Annotated in this window: 23 protein-coding genes; 19 read left to right on the top strand and 4 right to left on the bottom strand. The window is 53.8% G+C overall.

Features of this window, described 5'->3' with window-relative positions; translation table 11 throughout:
* Positions 1–21: 21 nt before the first annotated feature.
* From WC891_00520 to WC891_00500, 5 genes are all read left to right on the top strand, one after another.
* Positions 22–567, top strand: a complete 546-nt coding sequence (locus tag WC891_00520; GenBank protein ID MFA5866437.1) for a sigma-70 family RNA polymerase sigma factor — start codon at positions 22–24, stop codon at positions 565–567.
* Complete coding sequence (locus WC891_00515; protein ID MFA5866436.1) at positions 564–1,262, top strand: DUF5667 domain-containing protein; 699 nt, start codon at positions 564–566, stop codon at positions 1,260–1,262. The genes WC891_00520 and WC891_00515 overlap by 4 nt, the downstream gene beginning before the upstream one ends.
* Before the next feature lie 161 nt (positions 1,263–1,423).
* Positions 1,424–2,068 (top strand): response regulator transcription factor, encoded by a 645-nt coding sequence (locus WC891_00510; protein MFA5866435.1) that lies wholly within the window; start codon positions 1,424–1,426, stop codon positions 2,066–2,068.
* 307 nt (positions 2,069–2,375) lie between these two features.
* A complete protein-coding gene (locus tag WC891_00505; GenBank protein MFA5866434.1) occupies positions 2,376–3,677 on the top strand; it encodes a cytochrome c3 family protein in 1,302 nt (433 codons plus the stop codon).
* Between the two features lie 119 nt (positions 3,678–3,796).
* The gene (locus tag WC891_00500; GenBank protein ID MFA5866433.1) at positions 3,797–4,765 is read left to right on the top strand and encodes an NHL repeat-containing protein; all 969 of its coding nucleotides are present in this window, start codon (positions 3,797–3,799) and stop codon (positions 4,763–4,765) included.
* Positions 4,766–5,044: 279 nt separating this feature from the next.
* Here the strand turns inward: WC891_00500 and WC891_00495 are convergent, their stop codons facing one another.
* The 3 genes from WC891_00495 to WC891_00485 all read right to left on the bottom strand — a co-directional run bounded on the left by WC891_00495 (position 5,045) and on the right by WC891_00485 (position 7,828).
* Positions 5,045–6,040: a hypothetical protein gene (locus WC891_00495; GenBank protein ID MFA5866432.1), complete on the bottom strand. Its 996-nt coding sequence runs from the start codon at positions 6,038–6,040 to the stop codon at positions 5,045–5,047.
* A 60-nt stretch (positions 6,041–6,100) separates the two neighbouring features.
* Complete coding sequence (locus WC891_00490) at positions 6,101–6,655, bottom strand: nitrilase-related carbon-nitrogen hydrolase (protein ID MFA5866431.1); 555 nt, start codon at positions 6,653–6,655, stop codon at positions 6,101–6,103.
* Between the two features lie 651 nt (positions 6,656–7,306).
* Positions 7,307–7,828, bottom strand: a complete 522-nt coding sequence (locus WC891_00485; protein MFA5866430.1) for a hypothetical protein — start codon at positions 7,826–7,828, stop codon at positions 7,307–7,309.
* Positions 7,829–7,953: 125 nt separating this feature from the next.
* On the opposite strand from WC891_00485, the gene WC891_00480 reads away from it, so the two are divergent.
* On the top strand, positions 7,954–8,793 hold the full coding sequence (locus WC891_00480; protein ID MFA5866429.1) for a GGDEF domain-containing protein: 840 nt from the start codon (positions 7,954–7,956) through the stop codon (positions 8,791–8,793).
* A 243-nt stretch (positions 8,794–9,036) separates the two neighbouring features.
* Here the strand turns inward: WC891_00480 and WC891_00475 are convergent, their stop codons facing one another.
* Positions 9,037–9,759, bottom strand: coding sequence for a hypothetical protein (locus WC891_00475; GenBank protein MFA5866428.1), 723 nt, complete (start codon positions 9,757–9,759; stop codon positions 9,037–9,039).
* 1,245 nt (positions 9,760–11,004) lie between these two features.
* Here WC891_00475 and WC891_00470 point away from each other — a divergent pair.
* The 13 genes from WC891_00470 to WC891_00410 all read left to right on the top strand — a co-directional run bounded on the left by WC891_00470 (position 11,005) and on the right by WC891_00410 (position 26,295).
* Positions 11,005–14,607, top strand: coding sequence for a hypothetical protein (locus WC891_00470; protein MFA5866427.1), 3,603 nt, complete (start codon positions 11,005–11,007; stop codon positions 14,605–14,607).
* A 173-nt stretch (positions 14,608–14,780) separates the two neighbouring features.
* The gene (locus WC891_00465; protein MFA5866426.1) at positions 14,781–16,178 is read left to right on the top strand and encodes an FtsX-like permease family protein; all 1,398 of its coding nucleotides are present in this window, start codon (positions 14,781–14,783) and stop codon (positions 16,176–16,178) included.
* Between the two features lies 1 nt (position 16,179).
* Entirely contained in the window at positions 16,180–16,845 is a 666-nt protein-coding gene (locus WC891_00460) for an ABC transporter ATP-binding protein (GenBank protein ID MFA5866425.1), read from the top strand.
* 134 nt (positions 16,846–16,979) lie between these two features.
* Positions 16,980–18,437 carry an anthranilate synthase component I family protein gene (locus WC891_00455; GenBank protein MFA5866424.1) on the top strand — a complete coding sequence of 486 codons (1,458 nt, stop codon included), beginning with the start codon at positions 16,980–16,982 and terminating at the stop codon, positions 18,435–18,437.
* Entirely contained in the window at positions 18,404–19,210 is an 807-nt protein-coding gene (locus tag WC891_00450; protein ID MFA5866423.1) for an aminotransferase class IV, read from the top strand. The genes WC891_00455 and WC891_00450 overlap by 34 nt, the downstream gene beginning before the upstream one ends.
* On the top strand, positions 19,207–19,800 hold the full coding sequence (locus WC891_00445) for an aminodeoxychorismate/anthranilate synthase component II (GenBank protein ID MFA5866422.1): 594 nt from the start codon (positions 19,207–19,209) through the stop codon (positions 19,798–19,800). The genes WC891_00450 and WC891_00445 overlap by 4 nt, the downstream gene beginning before the upstream one ends.
* 139 nt (positions 19,801–19,939) lie before the next feature.
* Entirely contained in the window at positions 19,940–20,425 is a 486-nt protein-coding gene (locus WC891_00440) for a MarR family transcriptional regulator (protein MFA5866421.1), read from the top strand.
* Positions 20,415–21,104, top strand: a complete 690-nt coding sequence (locus tag WC891_00435; protein MFA5866420.1) for an ABC transporter ATP-binding protein — start codon at positions 20,415–20,417, stop codon at positions 21,102–21,104. The genes WC891_00440 and WC891_00435 overlap by 11 nt, the downstream gene beginning before the upstream one ends.
* The gene (locus tag WC891_00430) at positions 21,101–22,372 is read left to right on the top strand and encodes an ABC transporter permease (GenBank protein MFA5866419.1); all 1,272 of its coding nucleotides are present in this window, start codon (positions 21,101–21,103) and stop codon (positions 22,370–22,372) included. The genes WC891_00435 and WC891_00430 overlap by 4 nt, the downstream gene beginning before the upstream one ends.
* Positions 22,373–22,414: 42 nt before the next feature.
* A complete protein-coding gene (locus WC891_00425) occupies positions 22,415–24,547 on the top strand; it encodes a diguanylate cyclase (protein MFA5866418.1) in 2,133 nt (710 codons plus the stop codon).
* A gap of 13 nt (positions 24,548–24,560) precedes the next feature.
* Complete coding sequence (gene msrA, locus WC891_00420) at positions 24,561–24,992, top strand: peptide-methionine (S)-S-oxide reductase MsrA (GenBank protein ID MFA5866417.1); 432 nt, start codon at positions 24,561–24,563, stop codon at positions 24,990–24,992.
* Complete coding sequence (locus WC891_00415) at positions 24,989–25,675, top strand: pseudouridine synthase (GenBank protein ID MFA5866416.1); 687 nt, start codon at positions 24,989–24,991, stop codon at positions 25,673–25,675. Before msrA ends, WC891_00415 begins: the two co-directional genes overlap by 4 nt.
* Positions 25,676–25,737: 62 nt before the next feature.
* The gene (locus tag WC891_00410; GenBank protein ID MFA5866415.1) at positions 25,738–26,295 is read left to right on the top strand and encodes a TMEM165/GDT1 family protein; all 558 of its coding nucleotides are present in this window, start codon (positions 25,738–25,740) and stop codon (positions 26,293–26,295) included.
* The last annotated feature ends 1 nt before the right edge of the window (position 26,296 follow it).

Below are 26,296 nucleotides of genomic sequence, written 5' to 3'. Positions count from 1 at the left end.
TGTAGATGGTAGAGTGATTGCATGGATCAACAGGTATTGGCAAAACTTGCGAACGAAGCGCGACAGCGCGACGTAGAAGCATTTGGACGTATCTACGATATATGCGTTGGTTCGGTTTACCTGTATGCGTTTTACCGGATCGGCAACCGGCTGGACGCCGAGGACGTGACAGAAGAAACTTTTCTACGGGCTTTCCGGTCGATAGGCCGGTATGAACAGCGCGAGAATCCTTTTACGGCGTGGCTGTTCACAATCGGGCGAGCGGCGGTGGCGGATTTCTACCGCAAGAAGCAGCCGCGCAGGACCGAAACAGGCCTGGAGGCCGAAGCGCTGGAGTCGATGTCAGACCCTAGGGCGCACATGGAGCTGGCCGCCGGATTGTACGCGGAAGACTTAGCCGGTTTGATAAAGCGGTTGTCGTCCGACCAACAAAACGTGATTGCGCTAAGGTTTTTGGCGGGACTGAAGTTGAGCGAGACGGCAGCCATGCTAGGTAAGAATGAGAACGCGGTCAAGGCGCTGCAGCACAGGGCGCTGGAAGCGTTAAGGAAGATGATGGAGACATGAAAGATTACGAAGACCACGAGGACTACAAAGACGTGATCGATGTCCTGGAAAAAGCGGCGGAGGCCGGGCCTGATGCTGGGTTTATGGCGGAGGCTAGGGAGCGGTTGTTGGATGCGGTTGCCAAAGAACCCGAGTCCGCGAGGGTGATTCGTTTCCGGCCGCGGCGACTGGTTATCAGAACTCTGGCCGCCGTAGTGGCGTTGTTGCTGCTTATGACGGGCGTCGGTTTCGCGTCCACCGACAGTTTGCCCGGCGACGCGCTGTATCCGATTAAACGTGGAATCGAGGAAGCCAGGTTGCGCGTGACCCGAAATGATGAAGCTAAAGCAAATCTTTATCTTGAGATCGCGGGGCGGAGGTTAAATGAATCGGAAGCGCTTAAACGCCTGAACCGCCGCGATAGAATAGAAGCGACGTTAAAGCTGATGAGCGGGAATTTCGGGCAGGCCCAAGCGCTTCTGAACAAGGTGCCGGCCGTGCGCCGCGAGGTAATACTTAAGCGTTTGGAAGATTTGGAAGAGAAAGAGAAACGCGCGCAAGCGGAAACCCGTAAGCAGCGGATACTGGAAAAACAACAAGAGAAACCTCTTGAGCAAGAGAACAGAAAGAATCCCAAACCCGAGAAACAGCTCCAGCATTTTAAGAACAACAGCAACAGCGAAGGCGACAGTAAGAAAAATAATTCTCGGCCGTAACCTTTTTGCGTTCGCCCCCGACTTACATGGTAGATAACCCCGCACCATAAGGAGACGAGAACGATGAAGAAAATGATCGCAAAGGTAGTCGGAATCGCGTCGATATAGTTGGTATCCGCGAATCCTCGCGGAGTTTTCTGTTTACCCGGGAGGGAAATGAAATGGTCAATGTGCTTATTGCTGATGACCACAGGATAATATGCGCGGGAGTACGCGTGATTTTGGAATCAGATCCACGGATTAAGGTTGTTGGAGAAGCATATTCCGGTCAAGAAGCCGTACGTCTTGCCGCCGATTACTGTCCAGACGCCATTATTCTTAACGTTCACATGCCCGGTTTCGATGGCATCAGAGCTTGTCGCGAGATTATCAAGATCAGGCCAGCCGCGAACATCCTTATGATCAGCTCACTTGATAGACAATGCGATGTGTTTGCCTCATTGGAGGCGGGCGCCAAGGGATATGTTCTTAAGAACCTGGATTCCGCCGACCTGATAAAAGCGGTCCATGTCTTAGCAAGCGGAGAATCATTTTTTGATCCTGTCATCGCGTCAAAGATTGCCGGGCGATTTAGCGGTAAATCGGTCGACCGCCAAACAAAGGAAGCAGCTTTGGACGACCTTAGCTGCCGCGAGACCGAAGTCCTGCGGTCGATGGAGCGCGGCTGTAGCAATATCGCAATCGCTAAAGAGCTTTACATAAGCACGAGCACAGTAAAAACGCATGTTTCCAACATCCTGCGCAAGCTGGCCGTAGATGACAGAACCCAAGCCGCCATCAAGGCATATAAGGACGGTTTGGTCTAGGCTCATACCATCGACCTATTGCTCGTAGGTCTTCCGTACCGATGAAAATCGAACTGCTGCCCGATTAACTAACGACCTTTTCTTTAGTAGCATCCTTGTATACACGACCCCAACACAGTTCACGCGCGCCCGGATTGCCGACCCCAACACAGTTCACGCGCGCCCGGATTGCATTGCATATGTGGCTCGAGGCGCCGCGACTCGACACATAGCTCTAACAAGAGAAGAGGTAAAGAACGATGAAATCCAGGAAAGACTCGATACATAGCTCTAATTCGTATCTAAACAAAAGAGGAGGTGAAGAAAAATGAAAACAAAGAAACTAGCGTTAATGCTAGCTTTGGCTGTTTCTTGTACAGCAGTCTTCGCGTTTATGATGGGCGGCACCGCAATGGCCAATCCGAGTAAAACCCAGGTCTGCACAGATTGTCACAATCTTAACGTAACCGTGTCAATTACTGTGACGAAGACCGGCCAGACGACAACCACGGAAACATATAGCGTCAGCGGTTCTACGGCCTTCGACGCTCCTGAAGGTTGGGCCGTATTTACGAGCGCAGGAGTAGCGACCGGAAAACAGGGAACCAGAACGGGCTCGTTTACGCTCAACAAGGACGGCGCGACTTATACCGTTTACTGGACCGACGATAGCGACAACGCGGCAGGCACTCCCGCGGGCAAAGGCGGCACGGCCAAAACGACTGTGACGACTGCCGCAGGCGCAGCAGACACGACAGCGCCGACCAATCCGAGCAACTTAGGCGCGACGGTTTTCAGTTCATCCCAGATTAATCTGGCTTGGACCGTGTCGACAGACGCTACGGGCGTTACTGGTTACGAGATTGAAAAGGCCACCGCGGTCGGCGGGCCCTTCACATTGGCCGGAACCTCCGCCACGAACGGCTATTCGGCTGCGGGTTTAACGGCGAGCACGGCGTACTGGTTCAGGGTGCGGGCATATGATGCTGCGCTGAACTATTCTGCTGCATATAGCAACGTGTCAACTGCAACTACGCAAGCGGGAACGCCGCCGCCAACCCCAACTGGCGCCTACAGCCAAGTTACAGGAACGGTGCATAATCTGGCCATACCCGGCACCGGAGTCTGTGCCAATTGCCATGTGGCGCATAATGCCCAGGGCGATTTTCTGTGGGCCCGTCCGGTCGGCACAACGTTCACCGGAATCAAGGCTCTGTGCTATAGCTGCCACGACGGTACGATTGCACATGAAGAGTATGCTTTCTCAGCGACTTACGCGCAGCACGCGGGTGAGTGCAGTACGTGTCACAACCCGCACAGCAACAGCTACGGAAAGTTCCTGACGTTCGCTTCAGGTGCGAACCTGTGTAATGACTGTCACTCGGGCGACATAGGCATAGGCCATCAGGTCAACATGGTGGCGAGCATGACACCGACCGACGCGGCCTTTGCTCCGCCCGCGGATATGAGCGGGACAAGGCTGTACGATGCCGCTGGCACCACGTCCGGTGGTACCTCTGTCAAGTGCTTAACTTGCCATACCGCGCACGGCGGTGTTGCGGGAACGGCGCTGAATACGATGGATTATTCGGCGACGTCTGCCGCGCTGTGTACGAACTGTCACCCGTAGAAGATCCCGGTTGACGAACGGCGTTTGAGTATTTGACTTAACGTGAGCAAAAGCCCCCATATCGTTGGGGGGGCTTTTGCTATGCTTATAGGGTGACATTTATAGAAAGGTGTTAGCTTATGGATAAGACCCGACGCTCCTGGATAATCTTCGCTGTTGTCCTGATGGCCGTACTAATCGAAGTAGGCGTTGTCTACTATTACTTTAACTTTATTCCGCGAAAACCGGCGTCAAAAAAAATTGTTGAAGCACCATATAGGTTGACCAAGAAACAAAAGCTTGCCGACGTCAGCCAACCAGCGGACTTAGCCATCGCTCACGGACGCGTGTTCGTGTTGGATACGCTGAATAACCGAGTGCTGGAAATCGACAAGACAGGCAAGACAATCAGGAAGATCGACGCCGCTTCCGACCCCAGGATATCCCTGCACACCCCGATGGGGATAGCCTCTTTCGGCGAGAATCTTTACATAGCTGATACCCTCGGTCATCAGGTCGTTATCGTGACCGTTGACGGCATCTTTCAACAGGCAATACAGATGTTAAAGAATCCCGGAGACGCGAAAGAGCCGCGGCCGATCGGTATAGCCGTAAACAAAGAGGGAGAGTTTATAGTCGCTGACGCCGACAACCACCGCGTCATAATGTTCAACGCGTCGGGGGAAGAGGTCAAGGCAATCGGCACAGGCAGGAAAGAAAGAGGGAACAAGGGTTTTAATACTCCGTGCGGTGTAGCTTACGGAAGCGACGGATCATTCTATGTTGTAGATATTATGAATTCTCGAGTTCAGGAATTCAACCGTGACGGTAAGTTTGTCAAGCGCATGGATAACACCAAAGAAATCCATTTAGGCCGGCCAAAATATGTGACGGTTAACTCCGAAGGCAGCATACTGGTATCCGACGGGCTTCTCGGCATAATCCATATGTTTGATAAAAAAGGAAAGTATAAGGGAGTAGTCGGGAGGAAAAGAGACACCAAAAAAGCGGTTACGATATTTGAAGTCCCTGCCGGCCTTAAGTTAGATGGCAGTCGTTTATACGTTATTGACCGGTTTGCCGGCCTGTATATTTTCAAAAAAACCTAAACATCAGACTCATGCATGCGGTTGATGCAGACTTGAGGTACAAGGCGCGCAAGAGTGACAAAGATAAAAGACGTTTTATAGAAATAGCCCGGGGATCCTTAGCAGAGACCGAATATTTTATTGAGTTAGCGCGCGACCTTAGTTACTTTGATAAACGGGAAGGCGAAATCGATAGCCTGATTCGACAAACAGGCAAGCTTCTACGGAAGTTCCAGGAGAGTCTAAGCAAATAGCAGCTTACTCCTCGTACTCCTTGCGCTCCTCGTACTCCTTGTAATCCTAATTTGTGTTGTTGCTTTCTAGAGTTTTGAGCCAGGTTTTGGCTTGGGTACGGCCGGGGTTGATTGCCAGAGCCTGCTTAATCTGGGCGATGGCATCGTCTTTCCGGCCGAGGCGAAGGTATGCGCTGGCGAGGTCGATGGAGGTCTTGCGCGTGCCCTTACTAAGTCTGAGAATCTGGCCGTCCTTCGTCACCACGACTTCCTCAAGTTTCCAGTCATATTTTTCCAGCTGCGCTTCATAGAAGGTAATAACTTGCGCATCTCGTCGGCGGTCTTGCACAGGATGACGCCGCTGTATTTGCCAGCCTCGGCGGCCCGGATAACGACGCAGGTCCTTAAGGTCGTAGCCCGGCGCGCCTTTTTCCGTGTTGTGACAGGTCGTACATTCGTTGGTCGCGCTGTGGCACCGGTAGCAGCCTTCCATCGTCACGATAGCCTTGTCCTTGCCGACCCGGGCGCAAACAAAGCTGGCGTGACAATCCGTGCAGGCCAGCTTCCTGATCTTGATATGCGACTGGTGCGGAATGATGATGTCCCCGCTGGGCGAGATGCGCTTCCTGGCTTCGTGGCAGGGCAGACAGATCTCGTTCGACGGCGACGCGACAAAGCCGATCGGTTTCTCGTTCTTCTGTTTCATCCTTTTGAACTCGGCCGCGTTAAACCTTAGATAAATCCGCTGCAATAGTCCGACCCGGCTTAACAGAAGGTTGTTGAAACCGCTTTTAACATGGCACTGCATACACCCGATCTTGGCGTGCGTGGAGGTAGACCACTGTTTGTAGACCTCGGGATGGCACGAACCGCAGAAAGCAGGCTGGTACGTGACGAGATTCGGCAGGCCCAGAAAGATGAAGATAAGCACGGCCACGCCGATAAAGGCCATGATGTTGATAAGTCTTCGGAAGAGAGGATGAGCGCGTCGCTCCGCCGGGCGCCGACGAACGGGTCGTCTGATCGGTTGCTTAGCCGGCTCCTGTTTGGGTGTTTCCGCCATATACCAACCTTGGGTTTATACTAGTGAAATCCTATCTATCTGCACATTAATTATACCCGCTTATTTCCGTCTTGTGCAATTGTTCACCAAGGCTATACCCGGTATCATCAGGACACTTAGCACAGCCAACGCGATGGGCAAGAGATAGCCGAAACGGGAGTAAAAAGTCGGACTTAAACGTGCTTGGATCTTGGCCGTTATGACTTTTACCTCGTTGACCTCGGTCCGCTGGATAGGCTGTCCGGTCATCCCGATAAACCCGGACTCTCCGGTGTTGGCCGCCTGCGCCAGGTAGCGACCCGTTTCCGCCGCTCGGAACTGGCTGGCGCCGAAATGCAGCGCCGCCTCGTTGCTTTGATAGAACCAGGCGTCGTTGGTCAGGACGAACAGGGCTTCAGCCCGGATGGCCCCTAAAGACCGCGCCAACCACGAATACAAAGACTCCGAACATATAAGTACCTCGAACCTCAAAGGCGGCTTGCCCGCTGTCGCGCGCTTGTCGAATGTTAGCAACCCTCTAATGACTCTTGGAAACCGACTTGGTTGGGGACTGACCAAAATATCTATGTTTTCGCCAGTATCAGTGCTAATGGTGACGAGTATAGTCTGGGGCATATTGATTGCGGCTGTTTACCGACTATTGATTGGATGGCAAGATCCTAACCTGATCCTGAAGATTATTATGGGCTATGGTGCAGGAGCACATGCGTCGTTACTCGGCTATGGCCTATGGGCCGGGGGAAACGGACCCAATAAGAATCAAGACACTATCTTTTCAGCAGTACCGTTAATTACCTATGTATTAGCGTCAATAGTATTTGCGTTTATCTAGTCAATTGTCATAGATCTCAGATTGGGGCACGGATGAAGTTTGGTGATTACAGCCTAGATCAGTATCGGCAAGGCAGGGGGTCGGGTCTTGTATTTTAGCATCGAGATTGCCTGAGCAGCGTCCCGAATCCTGTAAAGGACATCCTCATCTTACCTTATGCCAAACTCTGAATGTGCGAAAATCGTACAACCCGGGGAGCCAGCCTATTACCGCACTTCAAGCACTATGACCCATTGCTTCGTATACAAACATCCCCTAAAATGTCCATTCCTTTAACCCCAAATGGACATGAACTTTATCGTCAAATAGACTGACGACAGCGGAGGCGGCAACAAGGAAAGGGTCATGTGAACATGTGTCGAAAAAGTGATAATTCAAGACTTGACCCTGCTTACCTCACTTTTGTTCTCTCCCCGTGGGAGAGAGGATATTTCCTAATCTCTGTGGTACGAGGAGTTTAGCTTCACCTTGTCGACCGGATGATCATCATCAGCCTTGGGTGAGGATTTGTTCTCGGGATTCTTGTCAACGGCCTCAGAGGGAGATGATTTTGTGATGATAAGATTCTTTTTAGCATCTCGGATGACACCCTGTATCTCTTTTTGTGCGGCTCGGATATTCTTTGAGCTAACCGACCGTGTGGCCACGCTGTTATCGTTGCGATTATTCTTACTGGGATCGGCGGAAGATGACGGCAAGATGAAAGGTTCGGCACTGGCAATTAGAATACCCCGTTGTTCCAATTCCTGAGAACCTTGGTTTGCGGTTACGAGGGGAATGGGACGCAGTATCTTATTGATCTCTCTGAATGCAGGCTTAGCCAGTTGTCTCATTAAGACCGGTGCTGCGGCATACTGCAAGAATACGGACATCAGAGTTACTATGACGGCAAGTGCTACAAAACCTACCGCGGACTCGGCCAGTAATTCTCTAACAAGCTTATTTAGATAACGCAAATCAATTTTGATCGTTTTAATTTCAATACGCCGCCTGTTTACGATTTGGACCTCTATACTGATACTATCGGCGCGGACTTAAGAAATGATTAATGTAGCTAAATATGAGGGTGGAGAAGACCAAGATGCCCAACCGTGTAATGGATTCATATGTCATAGAGCCGCTTGCGTATATCATCGTGTTCGCAATAGGTTACATCGACTACGCGACCGGAGCGGCCTTCTCTTTGTCAATCTTTTACCTGATACCTGTGTTCGGCGTCGCCTGGTTTAAAGGGACAAAGAGAGCGCTGGCAATTTCATTCGTATCCGCCACGGCATTGCTGATCGGCGACATACCGACAAAGGTTTTTTACATACATCCCATAAACCATGTCTGGAACGCGGCTGCGGTCTTCGTGTTCTACGTTCTGGTGTCGCTCCTGGTCGGATTGCTGCACGATGGACTTACCCGGGAAGCGCAGCTAGGCCGTATTGATTTCTTGACAAAACTGGCCAACGCCAAGGCGTTTGTGGAAGGCGCTGAGGCCGAGATACGCAGAGCTAAAAGGTACAAACTGCCGATGTCAGTCGCGTATATCGATCTCGACGATTTCAAAACCGTAAATGATGCGTTCGGTCACTCAAAGGGCGATGAACTTTTGATCGAGGTTGGTTCGGCGATCACTAAAAACATTAGAGAAACCGACCTGGCGGCGCGTATCGGAGGAGACGAATTCTCGATCCTGCTTCCCGAAACCGTTGGCATACAAGCAAGTGTCGTCATCGACAAGCTGCAGGCTAAACTTGATGAGTTATTTAAAGAAAATGGCTGGCCGGTAGGCGCAAGTATCGGCCTAGCGGAGTTCCTGGAACCGCCAGAATCGGTTGACCAAGTCTTAGAAAGCGCCGACAAACGGATGTTCGCGGCCAAGCAACGCCGCAAGGACGCCGCCAAAGACGCTAGCCTACGCCACAGTCCTTAAGAGTACAACCCCGAAGAAAAGAGCCTTCGGGGCGGCAAGGAACGCCGAGAGTACAACCCCGATGAAGAGAGCCTCTCCGACTAAATCTACAGGGCCAGGTCTTGAATTATCAGTTTTTCACAGCGCTGACGCCGGCATTATATGGGGCTTTGGTCCGGTTGACTCGTAATAGACATCCTCAGCTGGCATTATGCAATACCCTGAATGTTTGAAAAACACGCAACCCGGGGAGCCAAGTTCGACCTACTGTTTCTTGCTTTCCTTGTACAAGTACCACGCCCCGATCACGCCGATGACCAGAAAGCCGGCCGCCAAAATCCAGTAGTTGATAGGGTTCTGCGCCGTTCCTGCAGTCTGACCGGCTGCGGCCTGCTCGCCCGACGTCGTAGCGTCGTTTACCGAGGGTGTGGTGACGGATCGCTTATAAGTGACGTTGAAAGTCGCGGTTTGGCCGACGGGAATCCTTTTCGGAGCGGTCTCGTAGAATGTAAAACCCTCCGGGGATTGTCTGTTTCCGGTCGGTTTTGGCGTCATAACAACATCGGATGACTTGCTGGGCTGCAGAAACTCGAACGTGGTGGTTCTTGACTCGTATCTCTGCATCCATGCCAGCGTCAGCAGGCGATTCTGTCCGTCTATCTTTAGGCCGTTCCAAACGGCTTCAGCCTGGCCGATACGGCTCTTGGTTAAGGTTATGGCAACCTCGTCGTAGCCGTCTTTCTGAATTACGGTCGGCGTCGACTGAATGTCTTTTGAAATATCCGGCCCCAGGATCTCTCCGGTCCATTGAACTTGCACGCCCGATGGAAAAGCAAAACGAACCGTCGCGGGTAGCGGCGTGTCGCCAGGTATTTCCACCTGTTGCATGAAGAATACCTGGCTGTTGTTATACTCCGGCCATAACGATATCAGCAGATTATTCGGTACGGCGTCGGCCGCCAGCGCAGCCGGCTGACTTAATAGCATTATTCCAACAATAGAAAAAAGAAAAATAGCCTTGCGCATTGAACCCCCTGGGTGAATCCCTAGTATTTATGTAATTACTTGAAAATCAAATAACTCCGAGCCTATGTTGATTATATAAGATTTGGCCATCACCTTAAACAAAGGAGCGGCTTTATGGGTACGCGCAAGATAATTATTGTCACATCAATATTGCTGACTATGATCATCGCACTCTTGTTAACAACCGACATCAATGCGGCGCCAAAAGCGCAAGCGGCCGAAAAAAAAGCCAACGGTATCCAGAACAAAGAAGGATATCGTTTTGTCACCCAAGAGGAGCATGAAGCAGCCGCGGACAGGGCTAAGGCGGCCAGGGAGTTGATGCCTAAGTTGAACGCGCCGGCCTCGTTGGGCGGCGGCATGAGTACCCAAGCGGTCTTCACGCCTGGTCCGACCAGTGTACCCGATTACTTTGGGATCTACCCGAACTATGCATTAAGCTCGCTGCCTTTAATAGCGCCAAACATCGACATGCTAGCACAGCCCGGGACCTTACTTAAAGGGTCAAATTCTGCGGTATATGTGACCGATTACATTGGTGGCGTATTCCAAAAAAGGGCTATCGCGTCGGTTGCGGCATTTAACAAATTCGACTTTTACTGGGCAGACATATATACGGTTTCTGATGCCGAGCTTGCCCGATATTCAGATGCGGCGCCTGTCGCTTTTACAGATACGGTTCACCCGAACGGCGCGCTGGTAAAAACCTCTTTGTCCAGCACTGTTTACTTAATTGAGGGCGGAGTCCGTCGTTCAATCGTTTCGGGGAATGCCTTTATCGCGAACGGATTGAGGTGGGACAGAATCGCGATTATTTCCGCATCTGAGTTAGCTCTATATGCTGAAGGCGCTGTGCTGCGCGCTCGTCCCGGTACGCTTATCAAAGGCTTAGGACCGTCCGTTTATACGACAGACTATCTTACCGGAACATATTCCAAACGCGCTTTTCCGAGCGCTGCTGTTTTCGAATCGCTTGGCTACGTTTGGAGCGACATAATCGTTATGAGCGACGCGGAAATCGGGGGATATACCGACGGCCCGAGCGTAGCGTCCATCCCGCACCCAAACGGAGCACTAGTTAAAACGTCAGTCTCAGCGAGCGTATATCTTCTGGAAAACGCACAGAGAAGAACCTTTATCTCGGCGACGGCCTTTAATTCTTACCGGTATCGGTGGGATCGAATTATCACTTTGTTAACCGCTGAGATGGAATTGTATCCGGGCAGCAATGTAGTAACCGGCACCGGCATAAGAAAATTCATTAATTCGTTACCGGGCTTGGGAGCGGCTAACGCAAACAACCTGGGCCAATACATCCCGGTTGCGACACCTGATACCTCTAATCCCACGTACGATTACTATGAAATAGAACTAGTCGAGTACAGTGAGAAGATGCACTCTGATTTGCCGGCGACCAAGCTACGCGGCTACCGGCAGAAGAACATGGGCGGAACCGCGGCGCACTATCTGGGGCCGACGATCGTCGCCCAGCGGGACAAGCCGGTGCGCGTCAAGTTCACCAACTCTCTACCCACCGGGACCGGCGGAGATCTTTTCATCCCGGTAGATACAACCGTTATGGGAGCCGGTATGGGGTCGAACATGGCGATGGCTATGGCCGCTGCGCCGCTCGCCGGGTTAACCGTGCAGGTAACCACGGTGAATCCTCATAACTTCTTGCCCGGCCAGCGCGTTCATATGCACGGGTTTACCCCCGCTGCCTATAATGGGATGTTCATGATCACGGCTGTGCCAGACGCGACACACTTCCAGGTGACGTTGGCAACCAATCCGTTAGGTCCTGCGACGGTCATGGGCAGCGCGATGGAAATGTACACCCAGAACAGGGCTACCCTGCACCTGCATGGCGGAGCAACTCCATGGATTAGCGATGGGACACCTCACCAATGGATAACCCCGGCCGGCGAGAACACCAACTACCCCCAGGGCGTCAGCGTCGTTAATGTTCCGGATATGCCTGACGCTGGCTCTAGGGACGGGTCCCAGACGTTCTACTACACCAACCAGCAAAGCGCACGATTGATGTTCTATCACGACCACGCCTATGGCATCACCAGGCTGAACGTTTACGCCGGCGAGGCCGCGCCTTACGTTCTGCGGGATGCGGTCGAAGACGCCTTGATTAGAGGCGGGACCATCGGCGGTAGGTCTATCGCCGCCGGGACCATTCCCGCGGACGAGATCCCTCTGGTGATCCAGGACAAGACGTTCGTCCCGGATAATACCAGGCCGTACACAAGCGTCATGGGCACTTTCGTGTCTCAGTTAGTGGCGCAGGATCCCACCTGGGATACGGCTAAATGGGGAGGTCCGGGAAGTCTTTGGATGCCGCACGTCTATATGCCGAATCAGAATCCGGCCGATATCAGCGGGATGAACGCCATGGGTCGTTGGTTCTATGGCCCCTGGTTCCATCCGCCGACAACAAATCTAACTTACGGACCTATTCCCAACCCTTACTACGACCCGGTGGGTGCGCCGCTGGAGAACTCGCTTATCCCGGGTACGCCCGACGCGCGGCTTATCAGCCCGTCGATGGGCATGGAAGCGTTCATGGATACCCCGGTCGTTAACGGCACCGCGTACCCGTATCTTGAAGTCCAGCCGAAGGCTTACCGGTTCCGGATTCTAAACGCGGCGGACGATCGGTTCTTCAACTTTCAGCTCTATGTGGCCGATTCGAACGTCGCGACGCCGGACGGACGGACGCTGACCGAAGTCAAGATGGTTCCCGCGTCAGCTACGACCGGCTTTCCGGCCTCGTGGCCGACGGACGGACGCGAGGGCGGAGTGCCGGATCCCGCGACGGCCGGTCCGAGCATGGTTCAGATCGGTAACGAGGGCGGCTTCCTGCCGGCCCCTGTGACCTTGACGAACCAGCCGGTTACATGGAACCTTGATCAGACTAACTTCGACATGGGTCTTGTAAACGGCGGCACTCTTATTCTGGGCACCGCCGAAAGGGCTGACGTGATCGTCGACTTCTCGCAATACGCCGGGAAGACTTTGATCCTGTATAATGATTCGCCTGCGCCGTTCCCGGCGCTCGACCCGAGGTACGATTACTACACGGGCTCGCCGGATAAGGCTGATACGGGCGGCGCCCCGTATACGCTGGCCGGTTACGGTCCGAACACGCGGACAATCATGCAGATCAGAGTGGCGAACACAACTCCCGCGCCGGCTTTCAACAAGGCGCCGCTGGATGCGGCGTTCGCTTCGACGGCTACAACGCAAGGTGTTTTTGCCGTGTCGCAGGATCCGGTAATCGTTCCTAACGACAGCTATAATAGCGCTTACAACAAGCTGTTGCCCGCGGATCCATACGCGAGGATAGCTGACTTCTCGTCTACCTTTACGCCTCTTAACGCGACTACGACCGGTAAGGTGGGCAGCGTGGCCGTAACGGCCGGTGGCAGCGGTTACGTTAACGCTCCTATTGTGGTATTTACGCCCACTGGCGGCGGGACCGGCGCCGCGGCGACGTCGACGTTAACAGTCAAAAGCGTCAATGTTACTGCTGGCGGCAGCGGCTACACCAATCCGACCGTTGTATATACCGGCGGTGGAGGGACTGGGGCCGCCGGTACGGCGACTGTTGTCGGCGGCGCAATAACGGCTGTAACGATCACTAACGGCGGGACAGGATATACGACCATGCCCAATGTTTCGTTTACGGGTGGAGGCGGCACAGGAGCCGTCGCGACCGCGGCGGGAGGTGTTAGCACTGTCAAGGTCACGAACGGAGGCAGCGGGTATCTGACCTTGCCGACTGTGTCATTCACGCCGATCGGCGCGGGCGGAGCGGGTGCCGCGGCGACCGCCAGTTATGCCCTGACCATAGAATTCGATAACAAATCTATACAGGACGAAATGGGCGAGGCCTTTGAGAAGGACTACGGCCGAATGAGCGGATTTCTGGGGCTGGAGGTACCGCGCACCAACTTCGCGAACATGAACTTCCTGCTCTATCCGTACCCGTCGCCGCCGGTGGATAACGTCGTTAATTCCATGACGCCGATGGCCCCGGTCGCGGGCGATGGAACCCAGATCTGGAAGATAACGCATAACGGCGTGGACACGCACACTATCCATTTCCACCTGTTCAATGTCCAGATGATCAACCGGGTGGCCTGGGACGGCGCGATAAGGTTGCCCGACGCCAACGAGCTGGGGTGGAAGGAAACGGTCAGGGTGAATCCGTTGCAGGATACGATCGTGGCTTTAAGGCCGGTCGTGCCAACACTGCCGTTCGCAGTTCCGAACAGCGTGCGCCTGATCGACCCGACGCAGCCAGAAGGCACGGTTTTGACCGGCGGACCTTTGGGATTCCAGGACCCGCTTTCCAATCCTACAACGATAACTAACAGCTACGTCAACTTCGGTTGGGAATATGTCTACCACTGTCATATCCTAAGCCACGAAGAGATGGATATGATGCACGCGATGAATATCGCGGTGGCGCCGGCAGGACCTCCTTCCGGATTAATCGCGACGCCCGGTCCGGGCGGACACGCGCTCAGCTGGACCGACAACTCGACGACGGAAACCGGATTCACGATCGAGTGGGCGCCGACGAGCGCCGGGCCAGGGGCCTACCTGACTACGGTGCCGGCGGTGGCCGGGACGGGTACGACCGTGAATTACACGGATGTGTTCACCGGAACCCGGTATTACCGGGTGGCGGCCAGCAACACGCCTGGGGCACTGGTCTCGACGGGCTTGCCGTTCCCGAACTTCCCGAGGGAGACAGCCAACTCCGCTTTCACGTTAGCCGCTGGTCCTTAAGGAAGAGCGCCGTTTCGGCGCGATAGTGTTCGACCCGTGAAGAGGCCGGCAAGGCGACGGCCTCTTCACTCTTTTAAGAAACTCCTCACATACGCACGCCGTTTTCATATTTTATTCATCTGAAAGGGTTATCTTTAAGTCAGTAAATGCTGTCGGAACGATAAGGAGGCCAAATGAGCGCTATCGCTCGGGGAGGGAAGAACGCCTTCCGGAATGTTATCAGGACGTTGTCCATAATCATGATCGTCGGCTTAAGCATCGGATTAGCCCTGGTGATGGTTTTATCGCTGAAAGCGGTACAAGCCAGGATTGACAGCGTCAAGAGTCAGATCGGTAACAACATCACCATCTCGCCGGCCGGCGCCCGAGGTTTTGAGGGCGGCGGGGAGCCGCTGACGCAGACGGAGTTAAAGCCAATCGCCTTTGCCGCTCACGTGGCCAAAACGACCTACACTTTATCCGACAGGGCCAGAACGGATGACACCATCAGTCTGACCGCGTCCATAGACATGGGTACGTTGGGCAACCGGCAGCGCAACTTCACGAATAGCAATAGCGGTCAGACGCAGCAACCGCCGCCGGACATGGGCGACAGGCAGTCGCAAAGCGGTGGGACGGCGACTACGACCAGGTCTTTTACCATGCCGATTATGATAACCGGTTCTAGTGACCTGACAACCGCGTCAGTTGCCGGCGGCAGCCAGTTCAAAATCACTTCGGGCAAAGCGCCTAGTGGAACCAGCGGCGCGATCGTGGCCTTAATCGGAAAATCGCTGGCCGCCAAGAACAACCTTAAAGTCGGCTCCACGTTTACCCTTTACGGGACTACGGTTAAGGTTGCCGGTATATATGACGCCGGAAACACGTTCGCGAACGGCGGAATAGTAATGCCGCTAAAGACTCTGCAGACGCTAAGCGGTAAACCCGGAGAAATTTCGTCGGCTTCAGTGCAAGTGGATTCGATTACCAACGTGGACGCGGTCGCCAAGACGGCCAAGACGAAGCTCGGTACGAAGGCCGACATCGTGACGCCGACCGATACATCGAGTTCCGCGTTGGCGCCGCTTGAGAATATCAAGACTATTGCGACGTACAGCTTAATCGGCGCGCTGGTGGCCGGGGCGGTAATCATACTATTGACTATGTTGATGATCGTTCGCGAGAGGCGGCGGGAGATCGGCGTTTTGAAGGCGATCGGTTCTTCGAATATGTCTATAGTCACCCAGTTCGTAACGGAATCGACCGTCCTCACTCTGCTGGGGAGCGCTTTCGGGGCTGTTTTGGGTGTGTTCTTGAGTAACCCGATCCTGAACGTAATGGTAAACAATAGTCAGTCAACGGCGGCGCAGGCCGCCGCGCCCGGCGCAGGTGGCGGCCCGGGCGCGATGCGGGTTGCTTTTATGAGCGGACCTGGGCTACGCAGCGCCCTGCAGAATATCCAGGCAAACGTCGGTTTCGATCTTCTCCTGTACGGACTGCTGGCTGCGATTGTAATAGCAGTGATCGGGAGCGCTATTCCGGCCTGGATGAGTGCCAGGATACGTCCCGCCGAAGCGATGAGGAGCGAATAAGATGATCAAGGTAAAGGACATAAAAAAGCATTTTAGGACTCGAGACAACACGGTCAAGGCTGTTGACGGCATCGATCTGGAATTGCCGGAGGGGATTTTGGCCTCCATCATCGGCACAAGCGGCAGCGGAAAAAGCACCCTTCTTGCCTTGCTGGGAGCCTTGGACAAACCGAGCGACGGCTCCATCGAGATCGACGGCAAGGATGTTGCCAAAATGAGCGGCCGGCAGTTGACCACGTATCGCCGCGACAAGGTCGGTTTTGTGTTTCAATCCTACAATCTTATTCCAAACCTATCAGCTCTCCAGAACGTTATGATTCCGATGGAATTCGCCGGGGTCAAACGGGGCGAGCGTCGTAAGAGAGCCGAGCACCTACTAGAGCAGGTCGGTTTGGATAAGTCAAAGCAAAACCGTAAACCTGGACGGTTGAGCGGCGGGGAACAACAGCGAGTCGCCATCGCCCGCGCACTGGCCAATAAACCGAAATTGATACTGGCGGATGAGCCGACCGGTAACCTAGATACCGAGACGGGCAAACTTATCGTCGATCTTATGCATGACCTGGCCAAAACGGAGGATACAACTATCCTGGCCGTCACCCATGACGCCGAGATTGCCAGTCAAACCGATAAAACCTTCCGGCTAAAGGATGGAAGGATAGTCTAAGCCTAAAGGGGTCAGGCACGGGGCCTGGCCCCGTGCCTGACCCCAAATCGTTTTGTGTGCTAATATCTTCTCGAGGTATGCCCTAGCTTCAAAAAGAAGCATCCCGCCTCTTCAATGGATCACGGAGACGCGGGATGTTCGTTTTTGGACCGGATGAATTTCTAAAATACGCGAAACCGGGCAAAGCCGTCCCGCTGGTTGAGGAGATTCCCCCGAATTCACTGACTCCGCGGGAAGCCTACCGAAGGCTAGCGGCGCGCCCCGATTCGTTTCTCCTGGAAAGCGCGGGCGGCAGTCCTGTTATCTCAGAGTATTCCATGGTCGGCGGGGATCCAATCCATGTAATATCTACGAAAGGGAAGGATCCCTTCCCTGAGCTGCGAGCCGCCGTAAACCGATTCTCTCCCGGATCCCTTCCGATCGATCTGCCGTTTTGGGGCGGCGCCGTTGGGTTCTTGTCGTATGATGTGGCTCGATACATCGAGCGAATCCCCGTGTTAACTGACGATGACCTCAAACTTCCTGAGACGACTTTTATTTTCCCTGGCGTGTGCTTGGTTTTTGCCCATCTGACAGGGAAGAAGTATCTAATCGTTAACGAGGTTTGCGGTCGAAACCCACGGCTGTCTTTAAAGAAAGCGACCGCGCGTCTGGAGGAAGCGCGGTCGCGTTTGGCCGAGGAGCCGACGCCGGCTGAGACCTGTCGGCCCGAAAACAACGAGGTGCCGGTGGTTTCGGCGAATATGGACAATCGAAGTTATGAGAGAATTGTCAATCGGGCTAAAAAATACATTTTTGCGGGCGACATTTTTCAGGCTAATCTGTCCGTTCGCTTCCAGGTACCCGCGCCCGCGGATTCTTTTTCTCTATACGACAGATTGCTCAAGATAAACCCCTCACCGTTTTCTTCGTACCTTGATTTCGGCAACTGGCAGCTGGTGTCGTCGTCACCGGAACGGCTGGTAAAACTGAGAGACGGTCTTGTGGAGACCAGACCGATAGCGGGCACAAGGCGGCGCGGCCGCGATGAGTCGGAAGACGACGACCTGACGGCCGACCTTATCCTGAATGAAAAGGAAAGGGCTGAGCATGTCATGCTGGTTGATCTGGAACGCAACGATATCGGTCGGGTATGCCGGTACGGCACGGTCAAGCCGACAGAGCTGTTTACAATTGAGAAGTATTCGCACGTGATCCATATAGTGTCGAACATCACAGGGGAGATGGACGAAGGCAAAGACCAGTTCGACCTGATAAGAGCTGTTTTTCCCGGCGGGACCATAACCGGGTGCCCGAAGGTCCGGTGTATGGAAATCATCGAAGAGCTGGAGCCCACGAGGAGAGGGCCATATACGGGCAGCATCGGATATTTCGGTTTTAGCGGCAACGCGGATTTCAACATTATCATCAGGACTTTTACGGTAAACGGGGGAGAAGCGTACGTCCAAGCCGGCGCCGGTATTGTCGCCGACTCCGATCCGGCGCGGGAATATTATGAATCCGTTAGCAAGGCGGCCGCGTTGCTGGAAGCGGCCGGCGTCAAACGGGAGGAAGTGAAGTGGGAGACTTTGCCTACGTCAACGGCGTCATAGTTGCCTCCGGAAAAGCCGCGGTACCGATCGGTGATGCCGGATTTTTATTCGGCGACGGTCTTTTCGAGACGTTTCGAGCCTATGGCGGATGTCCGTTCAGACTCGAGGACCATTTGGCGCGTCTGGGTGAAGGTTTGGCGGCACTGGATATCAGAAACGCGCCGCACCCGGATGCTCTGTCGTCGGCTGTTATACAGACAATAGACGCCAACGGTCGTGATGAGTGTATTATCAGGCTGACCGTCACAAGGGGAGCGGAAGAACCGACCGTGGTGATCACGACCCGGCCTATTACCTATACGGAAGACCAGTATAGAGACGGAGTCACCTGCATAACCGGGCTCGATACGCGTGGATCCTTGGCTGCCTATAAGACGTTAAACTACCTGCCTAATCGTTTGGCGAAACTGGCTGCCGATAAAGCCGGGGCGCTGGAAGCGATCTTTGTCAACGACGACGGTTTTATAACCGAAGGATCAATGAGCAGCGTATTTGTTCTTAGCGAAAGGCTGTTAATGACGCCCGGCTTGAGCTGTGGAATCTTGCCCGGGATCACGCGCCGCGTAACGCTTAAGCTGGCCGCGGAGGCCGGGATTCCACTGTCGGAGACCTTTGTTGCGCTTCAGGATATGGCCAAAGCTCAAGAGGCGTTTATTACCAACAGCGTGCTCGAGATAATGCCGGTAATCGCGGTTGACGGGAAGAGCGTCGGTTCAGGCCGCCCCGGCGAACTTGCCGGATTGTTGCGAGCGGGATACAAGGAGCTCGTATGAAGCGGCCGGTTCTGGTCATCGACAACTATGATTCCTTCGCTTATAACTTGGTTCAGCACCTGGGGGCTTTAGGGCAGACATTAGTTGTTAGGAGAAACGACGTGATTGGCCTTGGCGACATCCGTGACCTGAATCCCGCCGCGATTGTCATATCTCCGGGACCGGGCACTCCGCGGGACGCGGGGATTTCGCTTGACGCAATAAGGGCGTTCGGAGACAAGCTCCCCATACTGGGCGTTTGTCTCGGTCATCAGGCAATCGGCGAAGCCTACGGGGCAAATGTCGTCCAGACCGGCGCGCCTGTTCACGGAAAGACGTCGGATATCTTTCACGACGGGAAGACGATTTACGGGGCTATAAAAGCTCCGTTTACCGCAACCAGATATCATTCTTTGATTGTCGACAGGGAAACCGTCCCCGAATGTCTGGAGATATCGGCCTGGACTAAAGAGGGCGCCGTCATGGGATTACGGCATAAAAGCCACAACGTTGAGGGAGTACAGTTCCACCCGGAGTCGATTCTTACGCTGGACGGGCTGTCGCTGCTGAGGAATTTTCTTCACCAGGCTGGGTTAGATACGAATTCATAACATCCCGGATAAGCCGGCCGTTCCGTCGCCAAGCGCCGCCAGTAAATCCAAATACATCACAACGCCCTTTAAAGTTACGTCTTGACTTAAGATACCTAAGTTACTAAGCTAATAAGTACCTTAAGATAAAGGAGAAGCCATGGCGGAAAGTAGAGAATCGATTATCAGTGATATTGTCAAGGACATGGGCGCGTTCAGGCGGTCGATGTTCGGCCGGCCGAAGCTGGCGGGAAAGTTGATGCTTAAAAAGGCACATTCGCTTATATCACCCGCGCAAGGCGAACTCCTGCACATCCTGAAAACGCGAGACTCTCTAACAGTTAAGGAAACTGCAGAAATGATGGGCGTAACGGGCAGCGCCGTAACCCAGCTTGTCGACCCTTTGGTCAGAGCGGGCTTGGTCACCAGGGAACATGACGAGAACGATCGGCGCTCGGTCCGGGTTAGTATAGCCGCCAAAGGCCGCGAGAAAATGACTATCTTTGAGCGGCATCATAAACGGCATCTAACGGTTTTGCTCGAACCGCTAACCGTTGAGGAACTACGCACCTACCGGGACTTGCACAGGAAAATAGTCAACAACCTGCACGCTGATGAAGGGGAGCGCGGAGATTATGCCGGATAATGTTATCGAGTTGAAAGGCATCCGAAAGGTTTATAAAACCGGCGACGAAGACACGGTCGCGCTGGATGGCATCGATCTTGATGTCAAGAAGGGCGAGTTCGTCGCGGTAACGGGGCCGTCCGGGTCCGGAAAATCCACTTTGATGAACGTCATCGGTTTGTTGGACAGGCAAACGGCGGGCGGCTACTCATTGGCCGGCCAGGACGTCAGCAGGCTTAGCGGTGGAAAACGAGCCGAGATCAGGAACAAGGAAATCGGCTTTGTGTTCCAACAGTTCAACCTGCTTCCCCGTACGACAGTCCGGGACAATGTTATGTTGCCGACCATTTACGGCAAGGATAAGGGCGCCACGGCGCGGGCGGAGAAACTTATTCAAGAGGTCGGCCTGGGCGATCGCGCCGGTTATAAGAGCAACCAGCTGTCGGGCGGTCAGATTCAGCGTGTCGCCATCGCGCGCGCCCTGGTCATGGACCCGTCGATTATCCTAGCCGACGAACCGACAGGCAACCTGGATACCAAGAAATCGCATGAGATTATGGAGCTTCTAAAGGACATCAACTCCAAAGGAGCCACCATTGTTCTGATAACCCACGAGGCCAGCGTGGCTAAATACGCCGGCCGCGTATTGAACATAATCGACGGTAAGATTGCCAGTGAAAGCGCGGGTGAGGCGGAATGAAAAGCTTTGTTATCTTTAAACAATCGCTGAAAGCCATAGTCGCTAACAAAGGGCGGAGTTTCTTAACGACTCTCGGCATAATAATCGGAATCGGATCGGTTATTGCTCTTATGGCGCTGGGCGCAGGCGTTAAGGAATCGATTTCCAGCCGTATCGCGACGCTAGGTACGAGGAACCTTATCATTATGCCGGGCGAGGGCATTGCCGAGAGGGCATCGTCCGCCCACGCTGGCGGGGGCAATATCGGCGGCCAGCAGAGTGGCGGGAGCGGCGGCATGGGCGGCGCCGGTTCTACTTTGACTCTTGACGACTTGAATACACTGCGTGACAAGAAGAAGAATTCGCACGTAAAATTGGCCGCCGGTAACGTTTCGGGTTCGGCCATTTTTACGACTGACTCGGGGGAGAAGAGATTCTCGGTCACGGGAACGGAACTGGACTATTTCAAGATCCAGGGCTACAAGATTGACAAGGGTGAGCAGATAACGGCGGCCGATGTAACCAACAGGGCAAGAGTAATCGTCATGGGAAACCAGTCGGCCAAAGACATATACGGCGGCAAGACGGCGGTCGAGCAAGAGCTGACCATCGAAGGCTCGATGTACAAAGTGATCGGCGTGCTTAAGAAGGTTGACGAGACAGGTTTAAGTAACCCGAACAGTCAAATATTTATTCCTTACACGTCGGCATTCGATAGCTTCAAGGTCGAGAAGTTCAACGTATTAACCGCTCTCGCTGATAACGAGGCAAACGTCGCCGTCGCCAAGAAGACAATCAAACGGACGATCATGGATAACCACAGTATCAAAGAAGAAAAGCTGGCCGATTTCAATGTAAACTCCTCGGCGGACCTGCTATCCACGATTAGCACGATCACTGGAATAATGACGTCGCTGCTGGCCGGCATTGCGGCCATATCTTTGATTGTCGGCGGCATCGGCATCATGAACATCATGCTGGTGAGCGTAACCGAACGGACTCGGGAAATCGGCTTGCGGAAGGCCGTCGGCGCAAAAACCGGCGATATCCTCGGCCAGTTTGTCGTCGAAGCGATCCTGCTGACTTTAACCGGAGGTTTGTTGGGTATCGCCGCTGGTTACGGCATGGCTGAAGTCGCTTCAAGGATGCTAGGCTTCGCGCCGGTGATAACGCTGGACGCGATTGTCTTGGCTGTCGGCGTATCTACCGGTGTAGGATTGTTGTTCGGCATCTACCCGGCCGCCAAGGCGGCGAGGCTCGATCCGATTGAAGCGCTGAGATACGAGTAGGAATTTCTAGATATACCCCGTTTCATCTGCTAGAATCTAGGGATGGATACGCGACCTAGATTCAGAAGCTCGTTTCGGGAGAGCTGGAAAAGATATTTGCCGGCTCTCACGGTATTGATTTTGATGGTCATACTGGCCGCAGCCGGTACCTGGTACGCCGGAAGCAGGGACAGGGCCGTGGCTGAAGAACGTTTTGTCGTGACGGCTTCCGAGGAATTATCAACCTTTGGCGAAGACGCGACTGATCGGAAAGCCGATGTCGAGTCGCTGGCGCAGTCATATGTTTTGGCGATTCAGCAAGATAGGGCGGCCAGAAACGAATACCAACCCAGACTAAACCTGCTTTTCTCCAATATCGGCGGTCGCAATCAAGATCTGGCGAGGGCTGATATCATTCTTAAAGTTACAGCCGGCGGCCGGGCTGCCTTTGAAACGGCGTTGTCGGCTGAGACCGGTTCTTCAGTCCAGATTACGTCAATCGACAGTGCCGGACACGCCGCACGGGCGGCTGAGGCTGCGGAATATTACCCTGTTGTTTTTGTCGAACCGGCTGAACAAACAGGCCATTATATCGGTCAGAACGCGCAGTCAACGCCAGCCCTCGCGTCTGCCATCGCCCAGGCGACGCTATCCGGGATGGCGGCCGTTACCGGACCGATAGCCGGCCTTTCAGGACTGCCTGATGGCCAGGGGTATGCGGTGCTGGCGCCCATCTATTCTCCGGGCGCGCGACCGCCCGGAGCCAACGGCGTACCCTCATCACCGATAGGATTTGCCGTCGGTTATCAACTTTATATAAAGCTGCTTAGTCAGATTAACAGCGATGATGCGGGGATAAACGTTTATCTCTACGATAGCGGCAGCGCCGAACCGGATAAGCCGGTGGCCGTCAACCTGACCGACGGAACCACAAGCGCTAATGAACGCCTATCGTCGAAGCGTAATGACGGGGTTAGTCTGGTAAAAGCCGTCGACCAGAACGGCCGCACGTGGCATATCGTCGCCAGTCCGAGCGAACCGTTTGTAGTCGGTCGGATATTCTGGTACGCGATCATTTCCTCAATAATATTTCTTGCGCTGTTAGCAGTGTATTTATTTTCCTCGGTCCAGCGAACTCTCGAGGTCGAGGGCGCGGAGATTGCCCTCAAAGAATCCAACGAAGAGCTAACGTTGTCGGCCAAGGCGTCAGGCCGGCGGGCGCTCGAATTGACCCACCTGGCCGATTTGTCCGATAAACTGCAGGCGTGCCAAGAATCGGCTGAGGCGTTTGAGGCCATATCTCTCTACGTACCTTTGATATTCAATGATTTGACCGGTGCCGTATATCTGCTCAACGCGCCGAAGGACACCGCCGAAATCCGGGCGATGTGGGGTGGCGGTTATCTGGAGGAATCTTTCCGGCGTGACGCCTGCGCCGCGTTAAGGCGGAGCAGTGTTCATAAATATATCCGGGACCGCGATACATTACAGTGCGGCCATGTCGGCGAGCCTCCGCCGGCAAGTCACATATGTGTGCCGATGCTGGCGCAAGATGAAGCTTTCGGAATCCTTTATTTGACTTTGGGGAACGAGATCGGCGACGAGACGTATGATATGGCGCAGACGGTCGCCGAGCATTTGGCCATGGCCTTGACCAATATAGAATTGCGCACGATATTGAAAGAGCAGTCCGTTACGGATTCTCTGACAAGGCTGTTTAATCGACGGTTTATGGAGAATCTGTTTGAGCGCGAGATAAGACGCGCCGACCGGGGCAAAACCGGCATCGGCGTGATTATGATGGACATAGACTTGTTTAAAAACGTTAACGACACTTATGGCCATGCCGCCGGCGACATGGTTCTGGAGACGCTCGGCATGTTTCTGAGGACAAGCGTCAGGATGGAAGATTATGTCTGCCGCTACGGCGGTGAGGAATTCTTGCTGGTGCTTCCCGGGAGCAGCAAGAAGAACACGCTTAAGCGGGCCGCGAATATCAGGGAGAGAGCCGAAACCGTCGAGTATCTGTTCAACGGTATCAACATCGGCCCTATAACATTGTCTGGCGGCGTGTCCTCTTACCCGAGCGACGGAACTGACAAGGGCGTGGTCATCAACGCGGCGGACGCTGCTCTTTATATGGCTAAAGCGGCGGGCAGGAATCAGGTAAAAGAAGCCGGGGCTCTAGATAGTTAAAGGAGGTCGCGTTATGACCGAGACGGCTACTTTCTCACTGGGATGATTCTGGGGCGTGGAGTGGCATTTCTCCGCGTTATCCGGGGTCACCGGAACCGAAGTAGGCTATACAGGCGGGACGAGCAAGAACCCCACTTATACCAACCTGGACGGTCACACCGAGTCGATTCAAATCATCTTCGATCCCTCCAAAGTTTCTTACGAAGATTTGCTGCGGCACTTCTGGAGCTATCGTGACCATACCGGCAGATACAAAACGCAATACGAGTCGGCTATTTTTGCCCACGGGGAAGAACAATTAGCGAAAGCCCGGGCGTCCAAGGCCGTTCAAGAGAAGAACTCCGGCCTGCTCCTGCGGGTGAGAATAGAGCCCGCAGGGCCTTTCTACCAAGCTGAAGAGTATCATCAACATTACTACGCGAAGCTGAAAGGTTTGACCGGGTGAGGCTGGCAAAATATCTGGCCTCCTGCGGTCTGGGCTCCAGGCGGGATTGCGAGAAATTAATCGAGCAAGGCAGGGTGTCCGTCAACGGACAAACCGCATTAACCCCCGCGACCAACATTGACCAGGCGGTTGACAAGGTTACATTTGACGGAGTCGTCGTCGCGCCGAAGGGAAAAATCTACTACGCCGTTAACAAACCTGCCGGATATACGTCTTCGCGAGACGATAAACACGCGGACCGTTTGGTCACTCGACTGGTACCGAATGATCCGCCGGTATGGCCGGTCGGGCGTTTGGACCGGGACACCTCGGGGCTGATTCTTCTGACAAATGACGGTGAGCTAACGCAACGCCTGACTCACCCAAGCTACGGAAAAGAAAAAGAATATCTTTTAACTACGGATACGGCGTTTTCCAACGATGAGTTGTCCGAGGCCAGAGCGGGTGTAGTTTTGGAAGACGGTTTACTTAAACCGGACTTCATCGAGCCCGCCGGCGGAAAGAATTATCGAGTCGTTATTCACGAAGGCCGCAAGAGAGTTGTTAGACGGTTTGCCGCGTATTTCGGGAAAAGCGTACGCCGGCTGGAGAGAATCAGAATCGCCGGGCTAAAGCTGGACGACCTTGAGGAGGGCGATTACCGTTCTCTTACAGCCGAAGAAACGTCCTCTCTTTTGTCCTAGTAATTACGCTCTATCCGCCTGTATAATCATCTAATGTTTTTAAATAGAGTTCGGCGAGTCATATGCTAGGTTTCTGGGCTTCGTTCCTTTTTATTACGGTTGCCGAAATGGGAGATAAGACGCAACTTGTCGCGCTTTCCTTCGCGACCAAGTACAACCCCTGGAAGGTCCTGGCCGGCGTCTTTGCGGCCACCCTGGTCGTTCATCTACTGTCGGTCGTTATAGGTGAACAGACCAGCGCCTTTATACCGATGAATTACCTTAGGATTATCGTCGGGTTGTCGTTTATCGGTTTTGGTTTATGGACGCTTAAAGGTGACGCCTACGAAGACGGAGAAAAAAGAGGCGGGCGCCTGGGTCCGTTCATGACCGTCGCCATCGCCTTTTTTCTGGCGGAACTCGGCGACAAGACACAGCTCGCGACCATATCGCTGGCCGCAAAGTATCAAACGTTCATAGGCGTCTGGTTGGGCTCCACCCTGGGCATGGTTGTGGCCGACGGAATCGCGATCGCGGCCGGCGTATTTCTAGGTAAGAAACTACCTGAAAAAGCCATCAAATACACATCCGCGGCGCTGTTCATTCTTTTTGGGATACTTATGCTGTTCGGCTTGTTCTAAT

It is taken from the genome of Actinomycetota bacterium, assembly GCA_041658625.1.
Classification (GTDB): Bacteria; Actinomycetota; JAHEXW01; order JAHEXW01; family JAHEXW01; genus JBAZZW01.
Note: the sequence above shows the minus strand (reverse complement) of the source record. Positions and strands in the feature narration are given on the sequence as shown.

What these genes read in the sequence shown, in the direction of transcription:
- WC891_00520 (MFA5866437.1), top strand. Translation starts at nt 22, where the DNA reads ATGGATCAACAGGTATTGGCAAAACTTGCGAACGAAGCGCGACAGCGC.
- WC891_00515 (MFA5866436.1), top strand. Translation starts at nt 564, where the DNA reads ATGAAAGATTACGAAGACCACGAGGACTACAAAGACGTGATCGATGTC.
- WC891_00510 (MFA5866435.1), top strand. Translation starts at nt 1,424, where the DNA reads ATGGTCAATGTGCTTATTGCTGATGACCACAGGATAATATGCGCGGGA.
- WC891_00505 (MFA5866434.1), top strand. Translation starts at nt 2,376, where the DNA reads ATGAAAACAAAGAAACTAGCGTTAATGCTAGCTTTGGCTGTTTCTTGT.
- WC891_00500 (MFA5866433.1), top strand. Translation starts at nt 3,797, where the DNA reads ATGGATAAGACCCGACGCTCCTGGATAATCTTCGCTGTTGTCCTGATG.
- WC891_00495 (MFA5866432.1), bottom strand. Translation starts at nt 6,040, where the DNA reads ATGGCGGAAACACCCAAACAGGAGCCGGCTAAGCAACCGATCAGACGA.
- WC891_00490 (MFA5866431.1), bottom strand. Translation starts at nt 6,655, where the DNA reads ATGCCCCAGACTATACTCGTCACCATTAGCACTGATACTGGCGAAAAC.
- WC891_00480 (MFA5866429.1), top strand. Translation starts at nt 7,954, where the DNA reads ATGCCCAACCGTGTAATGGATTCATATGTCATAGAGCCGCTTGCGTAT.
- WC891_00475 (MFA5866428.1), bottom strand. Translation starts at nt 9,759, where the DNA reads ATGCTATTAAGTCAGCCGGCTGCGCTGGCGGCCGACGCCGTACCGAAT.
- WC891_00470 (MFA5866427.1), top strand. Translation starts at nt 11,005, where the DNA reads ATGGAATTGTATCCGGGCAGCAATGTAGTAACCGGCACCGGCATAAGA.
- WC891_00465 (MFA5866426.1), top strand. Translation starts at nt 14,781, where the DNA reads ATGAGCGCTATCGCTCGGGGAGGGAAGAACGCCTTCCGGAATGTTATC.
- WC891_00460 (MFA5866425.1), top strand. Translation starts at nt 16,180, where the DNA reads ATGATCAAGGTAAAGGACATAAAAAAGCATTTTAGGACTCGAGACAAC.
- WC891_00455 (MFA5866424.1), top strand. Translation starts at nt 16,980, where the DNA reads ATGTTCGTTTTTGGACCGGATGAATTTCTAAAATACGCGAAACCGGGC.
- WC891_00445 (MFA5866422.1), top strand. Translation starts at nt 19,207, where the DNA reads ATGAAGCGGCCGGTTCTGGTCATCGACAACTATGATTCCTTCGCTTAT.
- WC891_00440 (MFA5866421.1), top strand. Translation starts at nt 19,940, where the DNA reads ATGGCGGAAAGTAGAGAATCGATTATCAGTGATATTGTCAAGGACATG.
- WC891_00435 (MFA5866420.1), top strand. Translation starts at nt 20,415, where the DNA reads ATGCCGGATAATGTTATCGAGTTGAAAGGCATCCGAAAGGTTTATAAA.
- WC891_00430 (MFA5866419.1), top strand. Translation starts at nt 21,101, where the DNA reads ATGAAAAGCTTTGTTATCTTTAAACAATCGCTGAAAGCCATAGTCGCT.
- WC891_00425 (MFA5866418.1), top strand. Translation starts at nt 22,415, where the DNA reads ATGGATACGCGACCTAGATTCAGAAGCTCGTTTCGGGAGAGCTGGAAA.
- WC891_00410 (MFA5866415.1), top strand. Translation starts at nt 25,738, where the DNA reads ATGCTAGGTTTCTGGGCTTCGTTCCTTTTTATTACGGTTGCCGAAATG.